General features: G+C 32.5%; 16 protein-coding genes. 4 read left to right on the top strand and 12 right to left on the bottom strand.

Going from position 1 to position 16,991, the window contains the following annotated elements; translation table 11 throughout:
- Positions 1-590: FtsX-like permease family protein (locus ABIQ27_RS06460; RefSeq protein WP_348032963.1), on the top strand; the 590-nt coding region annotated here is incomplete at its 5' end.
- Here ABIQ27_RS06460 and ABIQ27_RS06455 read toward each other — a convergent pair.
- Both ABIQ27_RS06455 and dusB read right to left on the bottom strand, forming a co-directional pair.
- Positions 587-865: a lysozyme inhibitor LprI family protein gene (locus tag ABIQ27_RS06455; RefSeq protein ID WP_348032962.1), complete on the bottom strand. Its 279-nt coding sequence runs from the start codon at positions 863-865 to the stop codon at positions 587-589. The genes ABIQ27_RS06460 and ABIQ27_RS06455 overlap by 4 nt on opposite strands.
- A gap of 115 nt (positions 866-980) precedes the next feature.
- Positions 981-1,973, bottom strand: a complete 993-nt coding sequence (gene dusB / locus ABIQ27_RS06450) for a tRNA dihydrouridine synthase DusB (RefSeq protein WP_348032961.1) — start codon at positions 1,971-1,973, stop codon at positions 981-983.
- A 149-nt stretch (positions 1,974-2,122) separates the two neighbouring features.
- Between dusB and ABIQ27_RS06445 the strand changes: the two genes are divergently transcribed.
- From ABIQ27_RS06445 to thiL, 3 genes are all read left to right on the top strand, one after another.
- Complete coding sequence (locus ABIQ27_RS06445) at positions 2,123-3,211, top strand: YhjD/YihY/BrkB family envelope integrity protein (protein ID WP_348032960.1); 1,089 nt, start codon at positions 2,123-2,125, stop codon at positions 3,209-3,211.
- Positions 3,212-3,316: 105 nt separating this feature from the next.
- Complete coding sequence (gene lepA, locus ABIQ27_RS06440; RefSeq protein ID WP_348032959.1) at positions 3,317-5,113, top strand: translation elongation factor 4; 1,797 nt, start codon at positions 3,317-3,319, stop codon at positions 5,111-5,113.
- A 130-nt stretch (positions 5,114-5,243) separates the two neighbouring features.
- Positions 5,244-6,293: a thiamine-phosphate kinase gene (gene thiL / locus ABIQ27_RS06435; RefSeq protein WP_348032958.1), complete on the top strand. Its 1,050-nt coding sequence runs from the start codon at positions 5,244-5,246 to the stop codon at positions 6,291-6,293.
- Positions 6,294-6,463: 170 nt separating this feature from the next.
- On the opposite strand, the gene ABIQ27_RS06430 is transcribed toward thiL, so the two are convergent.
- From ABIQ27_RS06430 to ABIQ27_RS06385, 10 genes are all read right to left on the bottom strand, one after another.
- A complete protein-coding gene (locus tag ABIQ27_RS06430; RefSeq protein ID WP_348032957.1) occupies positions 6,464-7,117 on the bottom strand; it encodes a response regulator in 654 nt (217 codons plus the stop codon).
- A gap of 8 nt (positions 7,118-7,125) precedes the next feature.
- Positions 7,126-9,168 carry a tetratricopeptide repeat protein gene (locus ABIQ27_RS06425; protein ID WP_348032956.1) on the bottom strand — a complete coding sequence of 681 codons (2,043 nt, stop codon included), beginning with the start codon at positions 9,166-9,168 and terminating at the stop codon, positions 7,126-7,128.
- Between the two features lie 99 nt (positions 9,169-9,267).
- Complete coding sequence (locus ABIQ27_RS06420) at positions 9,268-9,498, bottom strand: hypothetical protein (RefSeq protein WP_348032955.1); 231 nt, start codon at positions 9,496-9,498, stop codon at positions 9,268-9,270.
- 542 nt (positions 9,499-10,040) lie between these two features.
- Positions 10,041-11,966, bottom strand: coding sequence for a tetratricopeptide repeat protein (locus ABIQ27_RS06415; protein ID WP_348032954.1), 1,926 nt, complete (start codon positions 11,964-11,966; stop codon positions 10,041-10,043).
- A gap of 234 nt (positions 11,967-12,200) precedes the next feature.
- Positions 12,201-12,599, bottom strand: coding sequence for a hypothetical protein (locus tag ABIQ27_RS06410; RefSeq protein WP_348032953.1), 399 nt, complete (start codon positions 12,597-12,599; stop codon positions 12,201-12,203).
- An 18-nt stretch (positions 12,600-12,617) separates the two neighbouring features.
- Entirely contained in the window at positions 12,618-13,001 is a 384-nt protein-coding gene (locus ABIQ27_RS06405) for a hypothetical protein (RefSeq protein WP_348032952.1), read from the bottom strand.
- 126 nt (positions 13,002-13,127) lie between these two features.
- On the bottom strand, positions 13,128-14,261 hold the full coding sequence (locus ABIQ27_RS06400) for a hypothetical protein (RefSeq protein WP_348032951.1): 1,134 nt from the start codon (positions 14,259-14,261) through the stop codon (positions 13,128-13,130).
- Positions 14,262-14,335: 74 nt separating this feature from the next.
- Positions 14,336-14,872 (bottom strand): hypothetical protein, encoded by a 537-nt coding sequence (locus ABIQ27_RS06395; protein ID WP_348032950.1) that lies wholly within the window; start codon positions 14,870-14,872, stop codon positions 14,336-14,338.
- 372 nt (positions 14,873-15,244) lie between these two features.
- A complete protein-coding gene (locus ABIQ27_RS06390) occupies positions 15,245-15,901 on the bottom strand; it encodes a response regulator (protein ID WP_348032949.1) in 657 nt (218 codons plus the stop codon).
- A gap of 32 nt (positions 15,902-15,933) precedes the next feature.
- On the bottom strand, positions 15,934-16,839 hold the full coding sequence (locus ABIQ27_RS06385) for a LytTR family DNA-binding domain-containing protein (RefSeq protein ID WP_348032948.1): 906 nt from the start codon (positions 16,837-16,839) through the stop codon (positions 15,934-15,936).
- Positions 16,840-16,991: the final 152 nt, after the last annotated feature.

Raw genomic sequence — 16,991 nt, 5'->3', positions numbered from 1 at the left:
AATATGTTTTTGTCGATTTGAATCTGGCGCAGAATTTATTGGAATACAAACGAAATGAGATTTCAGCAATTGAAATTAAAACAAAACCTAATGCTAATGAGGCTCAAATTATTGAGAAACTTAATGCTGTTTTCCAGAATAAAGTGGAAATAAAAAACAGGGCACAACTCAATGCTACATTATATAAGATGTTGAATACGGAGAATATCGCCGTTTATCTTATTTTCACACTGGTTATTATCATTGCATTATTCAATTTAATTGGAGCCTTAATTATGATGATTTTGGACAAGAAAAGTAATCTGAAAACACTCTTTAATTTAGGTGCTGAAGTCAAAGATTTGAAGAAAATATTCCTGCTTCAAGGTAGTTTACTAACTATTTTTGGTGGGATTTTTGGATTGATTTTGGGAATAATTATTGTGCTGATTCAACAACATTTTAAATTGGTTATGATTACCGAATCTTTGGCATATCCTGTGGTTTTTACGATTCAAAATGTGTTGATTGTTTTCGGAACTATTGTCGCACTTGGTTTTATTTCAAGTTTGATTGCGAGCAGTCGTGTGACTAAAAAATTACTGGATTAAAGTCTTCTTATTAATTCTTCAACCCTGTCAAAAACAAAATCAGCTTCTTTATCGGCAATTACCATTCTTAAATCATCACCTATTAGTCCTTCTTCTCCATTTAAAGTGCTTTTTATAACTTTATCAAAATAAGCATCTCTTTTCTTGAGCCAAGCCAATTGTTCTTTTTTGAGTTTTGCTTTTTGTGTGGAATTCAGTTTTAATTTGACTTTATTGTAAACTACGTTCAGTAAACTGTCTGATTTATGCAAATATCCATAAGAGCATTTCTTCATGTTATCTCCTTTATCGAGGCAATTTTGATAGTCTTTTTTTATTTTGTTTATCGTTTTAGCTGTTTGTGCGTTGCAAAAACCAAAGCATAAAAGAATAATAAATATGTAGGTGCTCTTAAACAAATTGATAATCTGCATATATAGCCTCAATTTCATCCAATTCTTTGAATAAACTTTCCGCAGATTCAAGTGTTACTAACTTTAATCGATGCTCCTTAAAATTAGAAATTCCTTTGAAGTAATTTGTATAATGACGACGCATTTCTACAATTCCTACGCGTTCACCTTTCCAATCCATTGACCAGGTTAAATGGTTTCGTGCAGCTTCGATTCGGTCTGCCATTGTTGGTTGTGCCAAATGTTCTCCGGTTTTAAAGTAGTGTTTGATTTCATTAAAAATCCACGGATAACCAATCGCAGCGCGGCCAATCATCATACCATCCAAACCGTATTTGTTTTTGTATTCCAGTGCTTTTTCCACAGAATCTACATCACCATTTCCGAAAATCGGCATCGTAATTCTAGGGTTGTTTTTTACACGGGCAATATGCGTCCAGTCGGCGCTTCCTTTATACATTTGAGCGCGGGTTCTGGCGTGAACCGTCAAGGCTTGTACGCCAATATCCTGTAAACGTTCCGCAACTTCGTCAATATTGATAGAACTTTCGTCCCAGCCTAAACGTGTTTTTACGGTGACCGGAAGATTTGTTCCTTTAATTACAGCTTTTGTCAAACGCACCATCAAATCAACATCTTTCAAGACTCCGGCACCGGCACCTTTGCAAACTACTTTTTTTACCGGACAGCCAAAATTAATATCAACCAAGTCAGGCTGAACTGCATCAACAATTCTGGAAGACATTTCCATAGCTTCTTCATCACCACCAAAAATTTGGATTCCAACCGGTCTTTCATAATCGAAAATATCCAGCTTCATTTTGCTTTTCATAGCATCACGAATCAATCCTTCTGAAGATATAAATTCAGAGTACATCAAATCAGCGCCATGTAATTTGCACAGCCTGCGAAATGGTGGATCGCTCACGTCTTCCATAGGCGCAAGTAATAACGGAAAATCTGGTAATTCGATATTGCCAATTTTTGGCATAGCTTTAATTTTTGGCAAAATTACACTTTTTTATATAAAGTAGAAATCGATAACACTTCCATTAAATTTTACAACAAAATGAAAGAATCGTATAATTTTTTTTATTTCTAATGAAATAGCTTTGTAAATTGGTCATATGACAGAATAAAATGGAAACGAAAATTACAATGCATGCTGCTTTTAGAATAGTTAAAGATACTTTCAATAGTTTTTTAGATGACCGTGGATTAAAATTTAGCGCATCGCTTTCCTATTACACTGTCTTCTCTTTGGCTCCGCTTTTATTATTGATGATTTCGTTAGCCAGCATTTTCTTTGGACGCGAAGCAATTCAAGGTCAGGTTTTTGGCGAAATAAATGGGCTTATTGGAAATGAAGCTGCTGCTCAAATTCAAGATATTATCACAAATATGGAACTTTCCGGGCAAACAAATCTTGCAATTATTTTTGGAAGTATTGTTTTATTAATTGGTGCTACGAGCATTTTTGGCGAAATTCAGGATTCCATCAATATCATCTGGAGAGTAAAAGCAAAACCAAAACGAGGATGGATCAAATTTTTACAAGACCGTTTACTTTCTTCCTCTTTGATTGTTGTGCTTGGTTTTTTACTAATTGTTTCACTTATGGTTAATGGTGCTATGCTCGCTTTAAGTGAATGGTTGAAAAATTATTTCCCCGATGTGACACTTATTATTTTTCAAACAGCCAATGTATTGTTGAGTTTTACAGTAATTATGACGCTTTTTGCTGTTATTTTCAAGGTTTTGCCAGATGCCAAAATTGCATGGAAAGATGTAAAAGCTGGTGCTTTTTTTACAGCCTGTCTTTTTATGTTAGGCCGCTATTTAATTGGTCTCTATATTAATTATAGTGGTACTGGATCTGCTTATGGCGCTGCCGGATCATTGATTGTTATTTTGGTTTGGGTCTATTATACTGCGGCTATACTATATTTTGGTGCCGAATTTACAAGAGTCTATGCTGAATATCTTGGAGCCCGAATAGAACCTGCTGATTATGCTGTATATGTTGAACTACATGAAAAGGAAAGAGATGTGGCGGTCCTTCCGGAAACTGCAAAACCGGATGCAGAAGTTATTCTACAACCTGAACCAAAACCTAAGGAAAAGCCTATTTCTAAAGCTGTCAAAAAAACTCCCAAACCCACTTCAAAAACTACTGAAAAATCAACAGCTAAACCTAAGCCGAATGCTAAAAAAACTGATAAAAAATAGCTTTCAGCGTAATTTTGCTAAGCCCTCCTTTTAATCAAAACTTTGCCTTATATTTGCCGATTAAATGCGGGGTGCCTTTTACCCGGCAATTGACAGATACAGAAGATGAAGCACATTAGAAATTTTTGCATAATTGCACACATTGACCACGGAAAAAGTACGTTGGCTGACCGATTATTAGGTGCCACGCAAACAGTTACAGCTCGTGAAGAAAAAGCCCAATTGCTTGACAATATGGACTTGGAGCGCGAACGTGGGATTACCATAAAAAGTCATGCTATCCAAATGGAATATAACTATAAAGGTGAAGATTATATCTTAAACCTTATTGATACTCCGGGACATGTGGATTTCTCTTATGAAGTTTCTCGTTCTATTGCTGCTTGTGAAGGCGCTTTGTTGATTGTTGATGCAGCACAAAGCATTCAGGCACAAACGATTTCGAATTTATATTTGGCTTTAGAAAACGACTTGGAAATAATTCCGGTGTTGAATAAAGTGGATTTACCAAGTGCGAATCCGGAAGAAGTTAGCGACGATATTATCGATTTATTAGGTTGTAAATTAGAAGATATTATTCATGCTTCGGGAAAAACTGGTTTTGGTGTTGAAAATATTTTGGCTGCCATAATTGAAAAAATTCCACCACCAAAAGGTGTTAAAGACGAACCTTTACAAGCCTTGATTTTTGATTCACATTATAATCCGTTTCGTGGAATTGAAGTTATTTTCCGTGTAAAAAATGGAGAAATCAGAAAAGGTCAGAAAATTAAATTTATGGCAACCGGCAACGAATATTTTGCCGATGAAGTTGGAACTTTGAAACTAAATCAAGTGCCAAAAGATGTGATTTCTACTGGTGATGTTGGGTATTTGATATCCGGAATTAAAGAAGCAAAAGAAGTAAAAGTTGGTGATACCTTAACGGATGCTAAAACGCCAACAACCAATATGATTACGGGATTTGAGGATGTAAAACCAATGGTTTTCGCCGGAATTTATCCTGTAGACACAGAAGATTACGAAGATCTGCGTGCTTCGATGGAGAAACTACAACTAAACGATGCGTCGTTGGTATTTGCTCCGGAAAGTTCAGCTGCTTTAGGGTTTGGTTTCCGTTGTGGATTCTTAGGAATGCTGCATTTGGAAATTATTCAGGAACGATTGGAACGCGAATATGATATGACTGTAATTACTACGGTTCCCAACGTTTCCTATTTGGCATATACTAAAAAAGATCCTGAAACTCCGTTTGTAGTTAATAATCCATCTGATTTACCGGAACCTTCAAAACTTGACAGGGTTGAAGAACCATACATTAAAGCTACAATAATTACTAAGTCCGATTTTGTTGGAAACGTAATGAGTTTATGTATCGAAAAACGAGGTGTTATTACCCATCAAACGTATTTGACTACGGAACGTGTGGAATTGAATTTCGACATGCCTTTGGCAGAAATTGTATTCGATTTTTATGACCGATTGAAAACGGTTTCTAAAGGGTATGCATCATTTGATTATTCGCCAATTGGAATGCGAACTTCTAAATTGGTGAAACTTGATGTTTTACTAAATTCTCAACCGGTGGATGCACTTTCGGCATTGATTCATGAAAGTAACGCTTACCATATTGGGAAGAAAATGACCGAAAAATTGCGTGAATTGATTCCGAGACAACAGTTTGATATTCCAATCCAGGCTGCAATTGGGGCCAAAATTATTGCGCGTGAAACCATCAAAGCATTACGTAAAGATGTTACCGCCAAATGTTATGGTGGAGATATTTCACGTAAACGTAAATTATTGGAAAAACAGAAAAAAGGTAAAAAGAGAATGCGTTTGGTTGGAAATGTAGAAATTCCGCAGGAAGCATTTATGGCTGTTTTGAAATTGAACGACTAAAAAAGGCGCTAAAGTACTGAGGTGCTAAGGCAGCATAATAAATGAAAAACCGATTGAAAAAAGCAATCGGTTTTTTTATTGGAATAAACCTTAGAACCTTAGTATCTTTGCACCTTAGAATCTTATAAAAATGCTAGAAGATAAAACTCCACAACGAACTTCACTTTCTCAATTGGGTGAATTTGGTTTGATTGACCATTTGACAAAAAACTTTGATGTAAAACAACCGTCGACTTTAAAAAGTATTGGAGATGATGCTGCCGTTTTGGATTTTAAGGATAAAAAAGTTATCGTTTCTACCGATTTACTGATTGAAGGTGTGCATTTTGATTTGTCTTATATGCCTTTGCGCCATTTGGGTTACAAAGCTGTCGTTGTAAATGTTTCTGACATTTGTGCCATGAATGCAATGCCAACACAAATCACGGTTTCGGTGGCAGTTTCCAATCGTTTTCCACTGGAAGCTTTGGAAGAATTATTTGATGGAATTGCTTTGGCTGCAAAATTTTATAATGTAGACGTGATTGGTGGTGATACAACTTCGTCCCAAAAAGGGTTGATTATTTCGATTACAGCTATTGGTGAAGCAAATGCAGAAGATATTATTTATAGAGATGGCGCAAAAGATGGCGATTTATTGGTAGTAACGGGAGATTTAGGTTCGGCTTATATGGGATTACAGGTTTTGGAACGTGAAAAGCAGGTTTTTCAGGTAAATCCAAACAATCAACCTGATTTAGACAACTATACTTATCTGATTGAACGCCAATTAAGGCCTGAAGCACGCCATGATATTAGAGATTTATTATCAAAACTGGAAGTAAAACCAACATCGATGATTGATATCTCGGATGGGTTGTCTTCTGAGATTATCCATATTTGCAAGCAATCTAAAGTAGGTTGCAATTTATACGAAGAAAAAATTCCGGTTGATCCGCAGTTTATCAATGTTTGTGAAGAGTTCAATATTGACGGTACAACTGTTGCAATCAATGGTGGCGAAGATTATGAATTATTGTTCACTATTGCATTAGAAGATTTTGACAAAATAAAAGCGAATCCAAATTTTACAGTAATTGGGCATTTAACACAGGAAAGTGAAGGTATCCATTTGATTACAAGAGCCAATACTAAAATCCCTTTAAAAGCTCGTGGTTGGGACGCAATGAATGAAGAATAATTTCTGAAAAACAAAAAAGCGATACTTTTTCAAGTACCGCTTTCCCCCTAAATCATGTAAATAAAGTAGTTTTTTTAGATTTACTACTCTAGTCTACAGGTAACCCTAAAATCATGCAGCTAAGTTACAATATGTGTATAAAACTGTTGTTACGGTTTCCCACATAATCGTTAAATGACACCTTTTGTTTTTGCTTCATTGATTAAATCGATATCACTTCCGCCTTTTACTTCTAATATTTCTCTGATGTTGAGTTTGCGTTTCTCAATCGCACTAAGGGAAAGCGGAATATATTGTGGTAAATCTTTAGTTTTTACACCTTTTGATAAGTGAAACAAAATTTGTTTATCAAATGCATCCAATTCTATATTATTATATTGGGCTTGTCCAACTAATTTAATAACTGTTTGGCTGTAGTAGCTTTCGTTATTAATGATTTTATCAAAAGCAAAAATCAATTCATCAAAAGTCAAGTCGTTTTTGATAACTAACCCATTTGGATTAATATTTTTAATAATGTTATTGATTTTAAGCAATTCGGTATGCATTGTTAATAGTATCACTTTGCAGTCGGGCATTTCTTTTTTTATTAAAGATGCCAGATCTTCGCCTGAGTAAATTCCTTTTTCGGGATACTCGGGCATACTGATATCAAAGAAAGCTACATCAAAAGATTTCTTTGAGTCAACAATACTTTCATATCCAGTTTTACAGCTGTTCGCCTGGGTAACATCAAACTCATATCCTTGTTGGCTGTATTTGTCTAATGCATTTTTATAAGCTTGAATTATAAAAGGATGATCATCTACTATTAATATGTTCATTGATTTTGTCATGCTTGTTCTTCGATTAGTTGTTTTGTTTCTGTTGGTATAGTAATTACAATGCTGGTTCCATTGTCTTTTTTAGAGTTGATATCAATAATTCCTTCACAATCGTGTGTTCTGGAAATCATATTTTGCATTCCAATTCCTTTACTTTTTTTGTTGACGTCAAAACCTATTCCGTCGTCTTGTATTTTTAGAAAAACATTTTCTGAATTTCCGCTAATTTCTACAGTAATATTTTTGGCACTAGCATATTTATTAATGTTTTGCAATCCTTCCTGTAAAATACGGTACATATTAATTTTAATAGCGTTGCCGATTTTATCCCAATTAATAGTCGTGTCAATATGATAAGTTACTTCGGCTTCATGTGAAGATTTTTGCTCTTCTAATAAATTATGGACTATGGAGACAAAGTTATTAATTAAAACTAATTTCTCTCTATTCAAGTCGTGTGAAATTTCACGGATATCTTGTTCAATGGTTTTTAACTCATTTAATAATTCATTCCTTTTTTGAGGTGCATCTGCATCTAAGCTAGAATTCAAGCTATCCAGATTTAGACGCAAGCCAAACATTCTTCCTAAAACACCGTCGTGAAGATCTTGTGCTAAACGTTTCTTTTCTTTGTTTCGGCTTTCATCAATAATCGATTGTTGTGACATCATCAGGTTGAAAATTTCTTCATTTGCTTTTTGCTGTGCCTGTTTGAACAACAATTCGCGAGTTCTTGCACGTTGTGCTCTTACTACAAATAACAATGCGACTACGATAAATGTGATGACAAAAATATAAAGCAGGTTTCGGTTTCTGTCTGCAAGATCATTGTTTGCTTGTTTGATTTCCTTTGTTTCAAACTGAATTCTACTAAATCGATCCTTTGAATTTCTTTCTGCAATTTGCAAACTATCACTGATTCGAATGTATTCATCAGAATATTTCGCGGACTTTTGTTTGTCAACATTTGCAGCTTGTTTTAAAGAAGCAATTCTGAAAATCGGAATATTTGCTTTTTTAGAACCTTCTACTGCTAACTTTGAAAACTGGATTGCCTTCAAAGTATCTTTAACCTGAGAAAAATACTCAGATAAATGGATATAGACTACAACTTTAGAGCTTTGGTTTTTAAGGTTATTTTTGAATTCAAGCGAGTTGTAAAAAAGATTAGGAAGTTCATCAAGAACGTTCGATTTTAATTCAGAATAAGCCAGGTTATCTATAATTATCGAATATAATTCCGGATTTTCAGGTTTTAGTTTTTTGTTTGACAGCGCTTTTTTATATGAGGAGATTGCTTTCTTAAAATCTTTTAAATCACTATAAACTAATCCAAGATTATTCAAACAATTTGCTTCCTGGTGCTCGCCTGACTGAAGTCTACCGGTTTTGATCGTCGCAAGCGCTTTTTCATAATAAAAAATTGCTCTGCTATATTCTTTTAATTCTGAAGCAACTGAGCCCAGACTATTTAAAGTCGCATAAATTCTTTGATAGTCCTCTGTCTTGTTTAATATACTATAGGCCTTCCTTAACGAAAGATCCGCTCCCAAAAAATCATTAATATTTAGTTGAACAATTCCTTTCTTTAATAGAACAACCCCGTAACTGTCAGTATCATCACTATTTTTGTATATTTTTTCAGATTTAAGATAATGATAGAACGAACTGTCAAGAACGTTTTCATTATAGTAATAGTTCCCAAGGCATCTATGAGATTTAGCTATAAGAACACTATCAGCTGACAATTCAGAAAGTTTAAGTAAATTTTGAGAAGACTTCTTGTATTTATCCCATTCTCCTAATTCAAAATAATTATCTATTATTTGATTTAAATTATTTCTTTTATCAGAAGAATTTTTTGCTTTAGTAAGAATTATATATGCGGTGTCGTTTAGTTTTAACACTTCTTCATCTGAAGTGGTAGTCTTTATATTCTTTAAATAAATCTTTGCCCTTTGAATATAATTGTCTTTTGAAGTTTTATCTTCATGATTATTACAATTAAATAAAAAGACGGTTAAGAATAATAAAAAATAAATTTTTCTCAAAGCAAAAAAATGTTTCGAACAAATATATATAAAAAAAAACTAGTGAAAATTTTCACTAGTTTTTCTTTAAAAATATATTAAAAAATTCTTCTATTGGAATTAATTTCCTGTTCCTACACTACCTCTTCCTCCAAGGTTAGTATAACCACCAGTTCCCACTTCTCCTCTTCCGCCGATATCAAAACCGCCAGTTCCTACTTCTCCTCTTCCACCGATGTCAGTATAACCACCTGTTCCTACTTCTCCTCTTCCCCCAATTGTGGGAGTTGTGAATGAAGTGACAATAAGCATTAAGGCTAATAGTCCGATTGTTGTTGCTAGTTTTTTCATAATTTGAGACTTTATTTTGTTAATGTTTTAATTCGTTTTTGTTGTGTATGTCATTTAATCGATTTGAGGCGAGAGACATTTTCACGATGTAAAACTAAAGAGGATGTCTTAGCTAATCCCTATGAATAGTAGTGTTTATGGTAGAATGATGCCGTTTGATAGTGGATGATAGCCAAATCAGGGTGGATGGTTTTGGAGAATTTTGGGTTTTTCACCAAAAAGCGTATCATTATTGGCTTCCTCGGATTTCGTTTTGAAGTGGTGAATAAAAAATCAGGGGGGATGGCCTTTATTGAATGATGTGAGTAAAGAAAATCATTTATACACTTTTAGATTTACAGCGTATAAAATTTATAAAAGATTTAAGATAGGTTGTATTATTAAGTAAAGAAGAACCTACTCGTAAATTCCAAAAATTTAAAATAATTAAGCACCTATAGCGCAGTAAATGGAATTGCAATATTTATAGAGGTATTTTTGCTATTTGATTGAATGACGAACTTTCCTTTGAGGGATTCGACGCGCTGTTTTATATTTTTCAATCAAATCCCTTCCATGTTAGCATCGGTATCAAATCCATTTCCGTTGTCTGTTATTGAAAGACAAATATTGTTTCCGTCCAAAATTAAACTAATAAGGACATTACTAGCTTGAGCATATTTGTTAATATTATGGCTTGCTTCTTGAATGATTCGATACAAATTCATTTTTATTCCACTTGAAATGTGACTCCAGTCTATGGTTGAATCTGTTTCCAGAAGATACTGTGAAACAGTTGCAGTATTTTGTGTCATCACAAAATCATTTAACAGGGTTGCAAAACTATTCATTTGGCTAAAAATCTCTACATTCAAATTGTGAGCAATATTCCGTATCTCCTGTTCTATTTTATGAATCCCTTCTATATGAATTAAACATTTGTTTATTGTTTCCTCATCTTTTTGGCGTGATAACATATTTAGATTGAGCCGTGTGCTGGCTAATCTGTTCATGACACCGTCATGTAACTCCAATGCAATTCTTTTTTTCTCACTTTGCCTTGCCTGATCTTCTTTGCTTTTTTGGGTTAGCATCAAATCATAAATTTCCTCATTTGCTTTTTGTTGGGATTGCTGGAATTGTAGCTCTTTTTGCCTGGAACGCTGTTTAGTAATAATCAATAATAGTATAATAATTAAAATAACTATTGCTGCTATCGTCCCTAGAGTCCATTTTTGTTTGATTGCGGTTTCTTTCTCTTGCGAGATTTCATCAGTTTCAAGTTGAATTTTATAATACTGATTTCTGGCATTTCGTTCGATAAAAAGTAAACTGTCATTTTTTTCATGATACTCTTTGATATATTGAGGCGCTTTTTTGTAATTAACGCTTCCCGCATTACTCAAAGCTGTTAGATAGTAATATGGTGATTTAAAGTTTTTGGCTATTTTTAATGCTTTTTCTGCATATAATTGCGCGTTTAAAGTATCCTTAATAGCAAAGTAATAGTTAGAAAGATACACGTAACTTACCGTAGATTCTTTAATTCCTTCATCACTACTATTAAGTAAATAGACAGATTTGATTAACATATCAGGAAATTTAGAATAATCTTTTAGTTGTAATTTACAATCAGATAAATTATTCAATAAAAACCCAATCAAGACAGGATCTCTTTTTTCTAAATCTTTTTCTTTAAGTGCTAAATTAAAATAATGTATTGCCTCATTATATTTCTTTTGTTCTCTGTAAGCATTTCCAATATTATTTAAACAAGTTCCAATTCGATCAATTCCTTTATTTTTTAGATTATATTTTTTAACTATTGTCATAGCTAAATTAAAAGAATTGATTGCTTTTTTATAATTTTTTAGATTATGTGCTGAATTCCCAATACATAATAATAATTGAAATTGTTCTTCTCTATGATTTGTTGTTTTAAAATAATCAAAAGCTTTCTTTGCAGATAAATCTGCACCTAAATAATCATCCCAATTAAATTGAATCGAGCTTTTATACTGATAAACCTTTGCTAACCCATACTTGTCATTAGTTTTTTTATAAAATTTCTCAGCTTTAATGTAATAATAAAAAGCACTGTCATAAATTTTATTCTTTCTAAAGTAACTAGCTTTATATCTTTGATTTCTTGCCAAGTTGAGCGTGTCATTTGCAGCAATACTTTTTTCAAAATGAATTTTTGCTTTTTCAGTATAATCAATCCAATCTTTTGTATCCATATAGTTATATGAAATCGAACTCAAATAAAATCTAGTTATTGTATCGTTCTTACTTAAATCTAAAAATGAAAATGCTTTATCATTATATTTATTTCTAAGTTTTGAATCCAAGGTATCATTTTCAGCCAAATCAAGATATTTCTGAATAGAATCATTCTTCGCCTGAGATTCTTTATCAACTGTTTTAGGAGTACAACCATATAAAGACACAAACAAAATAATAAACCAGTAAGAGAGTAGTCTATTCATAAAGCCAATATAGTAAAAACGAATTGAGTCCCGATTTAAAAAAACCGAAACCCAATTCTACCACAATTTAATCATTTATATTTTCATCAATTACTGTTGTTTGGCAATTTATTTTTCATCAACAGTAATCATATATCTTTCTTCATTTTGATATTGTAAAAGTAAATCGTTGTTTTTATATTTTGGTACACTAAAAGTGTACATTTTATAAAATTTAAAATAATAATAGGCAACTTACTCTTCCTTCACAGTAATTACCACTTCTTCCTCAAACTTATATTCTCCTTTTTTATAGATTTCTTTATTAACCAGTAAAATTTCGTAAGTATAAATACCTTTGGGTAGCACAAAGAGACATTCTTTACCATCTTTAGGAATAACGAGTTCTTTTGTAATATCCTCACCATCATCTTTTTTGCCTACAATTCTAAAAGTAATCCTATCGTTGAGTTTGTTTTTTACACAAACACTTTCAATTACTTTATTGTCTTTTTTGGCATCTGATTTACTTATCTTCAATATCGACAATCCACTTAATAAAAGTTCTCCTCCTTTGATGACGTTGTTAAGATCCGTTTGGGAAAACAATGATTGACTAATAAATAGCAACAAAAACAGAATTTTATGTTTCATAACTTTACTGTTTTCAATTTAACCCATTACTGCAGCAAGTAACATTGCTTTAAGTCGTTTTGTCGCAGCTTCCGAATCGGCACAACGGGTAATTATTAATCCCGACATCAATCCTCTGGCAACTCCAATAGTGACTTCTATTTTGATTTCAATTGTCACTTCACAAGTATTTTGCTTAGTGTTTTCAGAATTGCTAAAACCAAATTCTCGAATAATTTGATCGGCTTCTTCATTTAATTCCTCAAGAGATAGAAATTTATATTCCGTAATCTCTTTTTCACATGAAGTTATTAAAGAAGCGCTTTTAAAATCAACATGATGATTTATGTCGCTTTTCTCTTGCGCATTTCCATTAAATGCAAATAACACAATGGCTATTGCGCCAAATAATATATTTTTCATATTTGTTATAATTTTAATTAATACAATCCTGCTTTGTGTCGTCAAAACATTATAAAAGCAAGTCTAATTTTGGTTGGTTTATGTTTTAGTGTTTAATAGCTACACTCTAAATAAGGAGAGGAGATTTTATTTTGATTTTGGAATAACTTCCAATTTCAATGAATCCCAATTTTGAGTTTTATTCAATAAATCCTGAATTTCACAAATGTTTTCTGTAGTTACTTGTTTTTCATTAACTGAAATAATTTGATCGCCAAGGTTGTATTTAGTTAACTTTTTTTGTTTTGCAATAACAAAAAGTTTATCATTTTGGTCAAATGCAACATAATTAAAAATATCGTTGCTAATCTTGGTTGTAAATTGATTGGAATTCCTTTTTATATAAATCTTATTGTTTTTATAATCAATAATCCAATCAAATCCTTTTAGAAAACCATAACCCATAAGATAATTATCTCCTAAAGAACTTGACTCAATGATGTTCGTACTTAACTCTAAATTACTAATAGAAATAGGAACGTTTTCAAAAATAGAATCCTCACCAACTGTTTTGTTTGCTGCGGTTCTAAATAAACTTCCTTCAAAAGAAACGGAATTATATTTAGAAAAATTTGATTTATCCGAACTAGGGAATACTAATGATCCAAAAAAACCTGTATCTAATTTAAATTTATACTCATGAGTATCTACTGTTATATATACAAAGATTTGTTTTGATTCACATTCTGATTTAACCACAGCATATCCATTTTTAAGTAGTTCTTCTTTTTTAGATAAAGAGATATTGCAAATTTTACTATTATTAAAATCAAGATGTAAAGGGTTGTCATTTTGAAAAAAAACATCTATTCCTAAAATTCCTTTAAACCCTATGTTTGGAGTACATCTGCTTTTGGGAGCCTCTATATATGCGAAAACTTTGTTTTCACTATAAAATAATTCCGATTCTAATTTAGCTGTTACGGTTTTTAATTTTACTTTTTTATCATTAGATAACCTTGCTGTACCAAGTGATCCAATTTTTTTTTGGCTTAAATCAGTAATTGTCGAATCTGTTAACACCGACATATTTGCACCGGTATCAAAATGAAAAATTTGTTCAACCCCATCAATTTTAGCACTATATAAAATTTTATTGTCAACTAAATTATAACTTGAACAATCAGTTCGTGACTCTATTTTTTGATTTGAAATTTGTTTTATGGTTGTACATGAAACTGTTATTACAAATAACATAATTATAATTAATTGCTTTTTCATTTTATAGCCAATTTTAGTTTTATTACTTGAAATAGGCACATATTATAAATAACATAATATGTGCCTATTTTGCATTATATATTTTTAATTATAGTAGTCAAAATAACTATAATTTCATGCATTATTGTTTCACCGCCTAGCTCTCCAAAAATTTCTTTAATCCAACAACTCAACTGATACCATCTACACTTAGCTGTTACCGTATTTGAATATGGATTGAAATCTCCGGTTGATCCGCCAAATAATTCGCTTCCATCTGTTTTTACTCCCTGTTTTGAAAGATTGTCAACATATAGAGCCGCCACTGCCATTTCTTTGCCATTATAACTTTTTAAAATCTCTTCCTGAGTCGTTTTATTAGAGAGTAATTTGTACGATGCATTTAATAAATCATTCCCTTCCTTTGGCATTTTAGAATACCAACGACCCGTAATTGTTTTTTTAAAGTCTTCAACATTGCTGGTTTTGTCAAATGCTGGTTTTAAAGAACTTGTAAAATCTGACATCCCTTGTGCCAATTGTAATCTTACATCTTCTTGTGTTAATTTTTGTGCATTTCCATTAAATGCAAATAAAACAGTGGCGATTAAGCCAAATAATAAATTTTTCATAAATTTGTATATAATTTTAATTATTTGCAGCTCTGCTTTGTGTCGTCAAAACATTATAAAGGTAGGGCTGCTTTTTTTTGGTTGGTTTAGTCATTCTACCGTTTAATAACAAACCTTTAAAATAAACAGTATTTTTCTGTTTTTATTTTCTCTACAAAAAACTAGAAAAGCATTCTTTGTATCGTGTCACCGCATGGTGGTAAGCCACATGTAACTACCTAATAACCAAGTTAAATTACTATTGTTTGATTTTGATATAGTAAAGGTAAATTGTTGATTTTATTTTTAGATACACTAAAAATGTACATTTTATAAAACAAAAAAAGCACCAAACACTTAAGAGTATTATGGTGCCTTCTGAAGTTTATACTTCTAAATCAGTCCTTGTTTCCTGGCTTCTTTAAGAATATCTTCATCATTCCCTTTGTCTATTCCTAAAAGCTGCTTGAGTATAGCTTTTCTTTTATCAATAGCACTTTTAGAAAGATGTAATAAATCGGGAAGACTTTTAGTTTTAACTCCTTGTGATAGTAAAGTGAGAATTTGTCGGTTATAGCTATCCATTACCTTATTCCTTTCTCCCCAGGATTTTTGATGATTCGTGACTGTTTCGCTAAAATAAGTTCCTCCTTTTATAACGATGTCAAATGCTTTTATCAATTCATCCGACTGGAAATCACTTTTTACCAATAATCCTTCAGGATTGTGCTCTTTTATAATTTTAAAAAGAACAATCGATTCGCTATGAGAAGTCAGAACCACAATTTTAGCATTGGGATGCTGCCTTTTGACAATAGGAATTAAATCATCACCCGAATTAAGATTTTTTTCAAAATATGGCGGTAAAGTCAAGTCTAAAAAAACTATGTCAAAAGGAAATTTTGCCTGAAAAATTGTATTGTAAGCTGCTTCACAAGAATGAGCCGCAGTAGTGTTTAATGTATAACCAAAGGAATTATAGGCTAGAATAGATCTATACCCTTCAATGATAGGCGGATGATCATCGACCATTAAAACCTGGATTTCCATCTGATTTTTTCTGTAAACCTACGAATTTTCTTCTAAATCTCCAAATAATTACCTGCGGCGATTCTGCTGATGATTAAATCTACGTTCTCTTTATAAGATTTTGAGAACGGTAGTTTGGTTGTAGAGTTTTTAATATAGCAAACTGTGTTTCCGGTATGGATTCGCGAAACCTGGTTTACATTTATAATGTAGCTGTTGTGAATACGCAGGAATTGTGTTGGTGGCAAAACAGTTTCAAAATGTTTTAGGGTTTTGAAAGCGGTAATCATTTCACCATTGTTCAGATGAATATCGGTCGAGTTGTTATCTGCCTCAAAATAGAGCACATCGTCTGAATCTATATAACGATAATCACCATACGATTTAACACAAATGACTAACGATTGTGGTTGTTGCGCTACAACTGTGCCTATTACGGCCGTTGGTTTCTCAGATGCCGGAATAATTGTTACATCTACATCATTTTCGTCTGTTTCTGTTTCCAAATCTTCTGTGAGCGTTTCGTCTAAAACTTCAAAAGTTGCTACAGGATTTTTTTCTTCAAAATGAGGTAAGTACGATTTTATAGCGCGGTCAAATTTAAGAATAGCCTTTCTGAAATCATTTATATTCAGAGGCTTTAGCAAATAATCTATAACCTCATACTGCAACGCATCATAAGCCAAATCTTTTTTGGCGGTAGTCACGATGATTTTGGGAACAACTTTTAAATAACGATACAATTCATTAATCAGCGCTAAAGAAAGATTGCTCTTTTTGTCTGTTGGGTCAATTTCAAGAAAAACTAAGCTGGGTTGGTGTTCCAAAATCAAATTCACACCATCATCATAGGAATTGGCAGAGCCAACAAAGCTAAGGTTCCTAAAACGCTCGGCAATTGCCTGAGTTTTTAGGACACTTTCTTTATCATCATCTATAATGATGTACGTTTGACTCATTAATGCTTTTCCGGTTTTTGATTTATGGAAAGCATTAGTATTTTAGGTAAAAATAACGGGTAGTTTTGGGGAAACTATTTGTTAGCGTTAAAGATTAAAATAAAAATTTAACTACAAAAACAAAGTCGATTAAACGCATCCATTTTCGTTGA

Source organism: Flavobacterium sp. (genome assembly GCF_039916025.1).
Classification (GTDB): domain Bacteria; phylum Bacteroidota; class Bacteroidia; order Flavobacteriales; family Flavobacteriaceae; genus Flavobacterium.
The sequence above is the reverse complement of the archived record's forward strand: the minus strand, read 5'-3'. Positions and strand labels throughout refer to the sequence as shown.

What these genes read in the sequence shown, in the direction of transcription:
- ABIQ27_RS06455 (WP_348032962.1), bottom strand. Translation starts at nt 865, where the DNA reads ATGAAGAAATGCTCTTATGGATATTTGCATAAATCAGACAGTTTACTG.
- dusB (WP_348032961.1), bottom strand. Translation starts at nt 1,973, where the DNA reads ATGCCAAAAATTGGCAATATCGAATTACCAGATTTTCCGTTATTACTT.
- ABIQ27_RS06445 (WP_348032960.1), top strand. Translation starts at nt 2,123, where the DNA reads ATGGAAACGAAAATTACAATGCATGCTGCTTTTAGAATAGTTAAAGAT.
- lepA (WP_348032959.1), top strand. Translation starts at nt 3,317, where the DNA reads ATGAAGCACATTAGAAATTTTTGCATAATTGCACACATTGACCACGGA.
- thiL (WP_348032958.1), top strand. Translation starts at nt 5,244, where the DNA reads ATGCTAGAAGATAAAACTCCACAACGAACTTCACTTTCTCAATTGGGT.
- ABIQ27_RS06430 (WP_348032957.1), bottom strand. Translation starts at nt 7,117, where the DNA reads ATGAACATATTAATAGTAGATGATCATCCTTTTATAATTCAAGCTTAT.
- ABIQ27_RS06420 (WP_348032955.1), bottom strand. Translation starts at nt 9,498, where the DNA reads ATGAAAAAACTAGCAACAACAATCGGACTATTAGCCTTAATGCTTATT.
- ABIQ27_RS06415 (WP_348032954.1), bottom strand. Translation starts at nt 11,966, where the DNA reads ATGAATAGACTACTCTCTTACTGGTTTATTATTTTGTTTGTGTCTTTA.
- ABIQ27_RS06410 (WP_348032953.1), bottom strand. Translation starts at nt 12,599, where the DNA reads ATGAAACATAAAATTCTGTTTTTGTTGCTATTTATTAGTCAATCATTG.
- ABIQ27_RS06405 (WP_348032952.1), bottom strand. Translation starts at nt 13,001, where the DNA reads ATGAAAAATATATTATTTGGCGCAATAGCCATTGTGTTATTTGCATTT.
- ABIQ27_RS06400 (WP_348032951.1), bottom strand. Translation starts at nt 14,261, where the DNA reads ATGAAAAAGCAATTAATTATAATTATGTTATTTGTAATAACAGTTTCA.
- ABIQ27_RS06395 (WP_348032950.1), bottom strand. Translation starts at nt 14,872, where the DNA reads ATGAAAAATTTATTATTTGGCTTAATCGCCACTGTTTTATTTGCATTT.
- ABIQ27_RS06390 (WP_348032949.1), bottom strand. Translation starts at nt 15,901, where the DNA reads ATGGAAATCCAGGTTTTAATGGTCGATGATCATCCGCCTATCATTGAA.
- ABIQ27_RS06385 (WP_348032948.1), bottom strand. Translation starts at nt 16,839, where the DNA reads ATGAGTCAAACGTACATCATTATAGATGATGATAAAGAAAGTGTCCTA.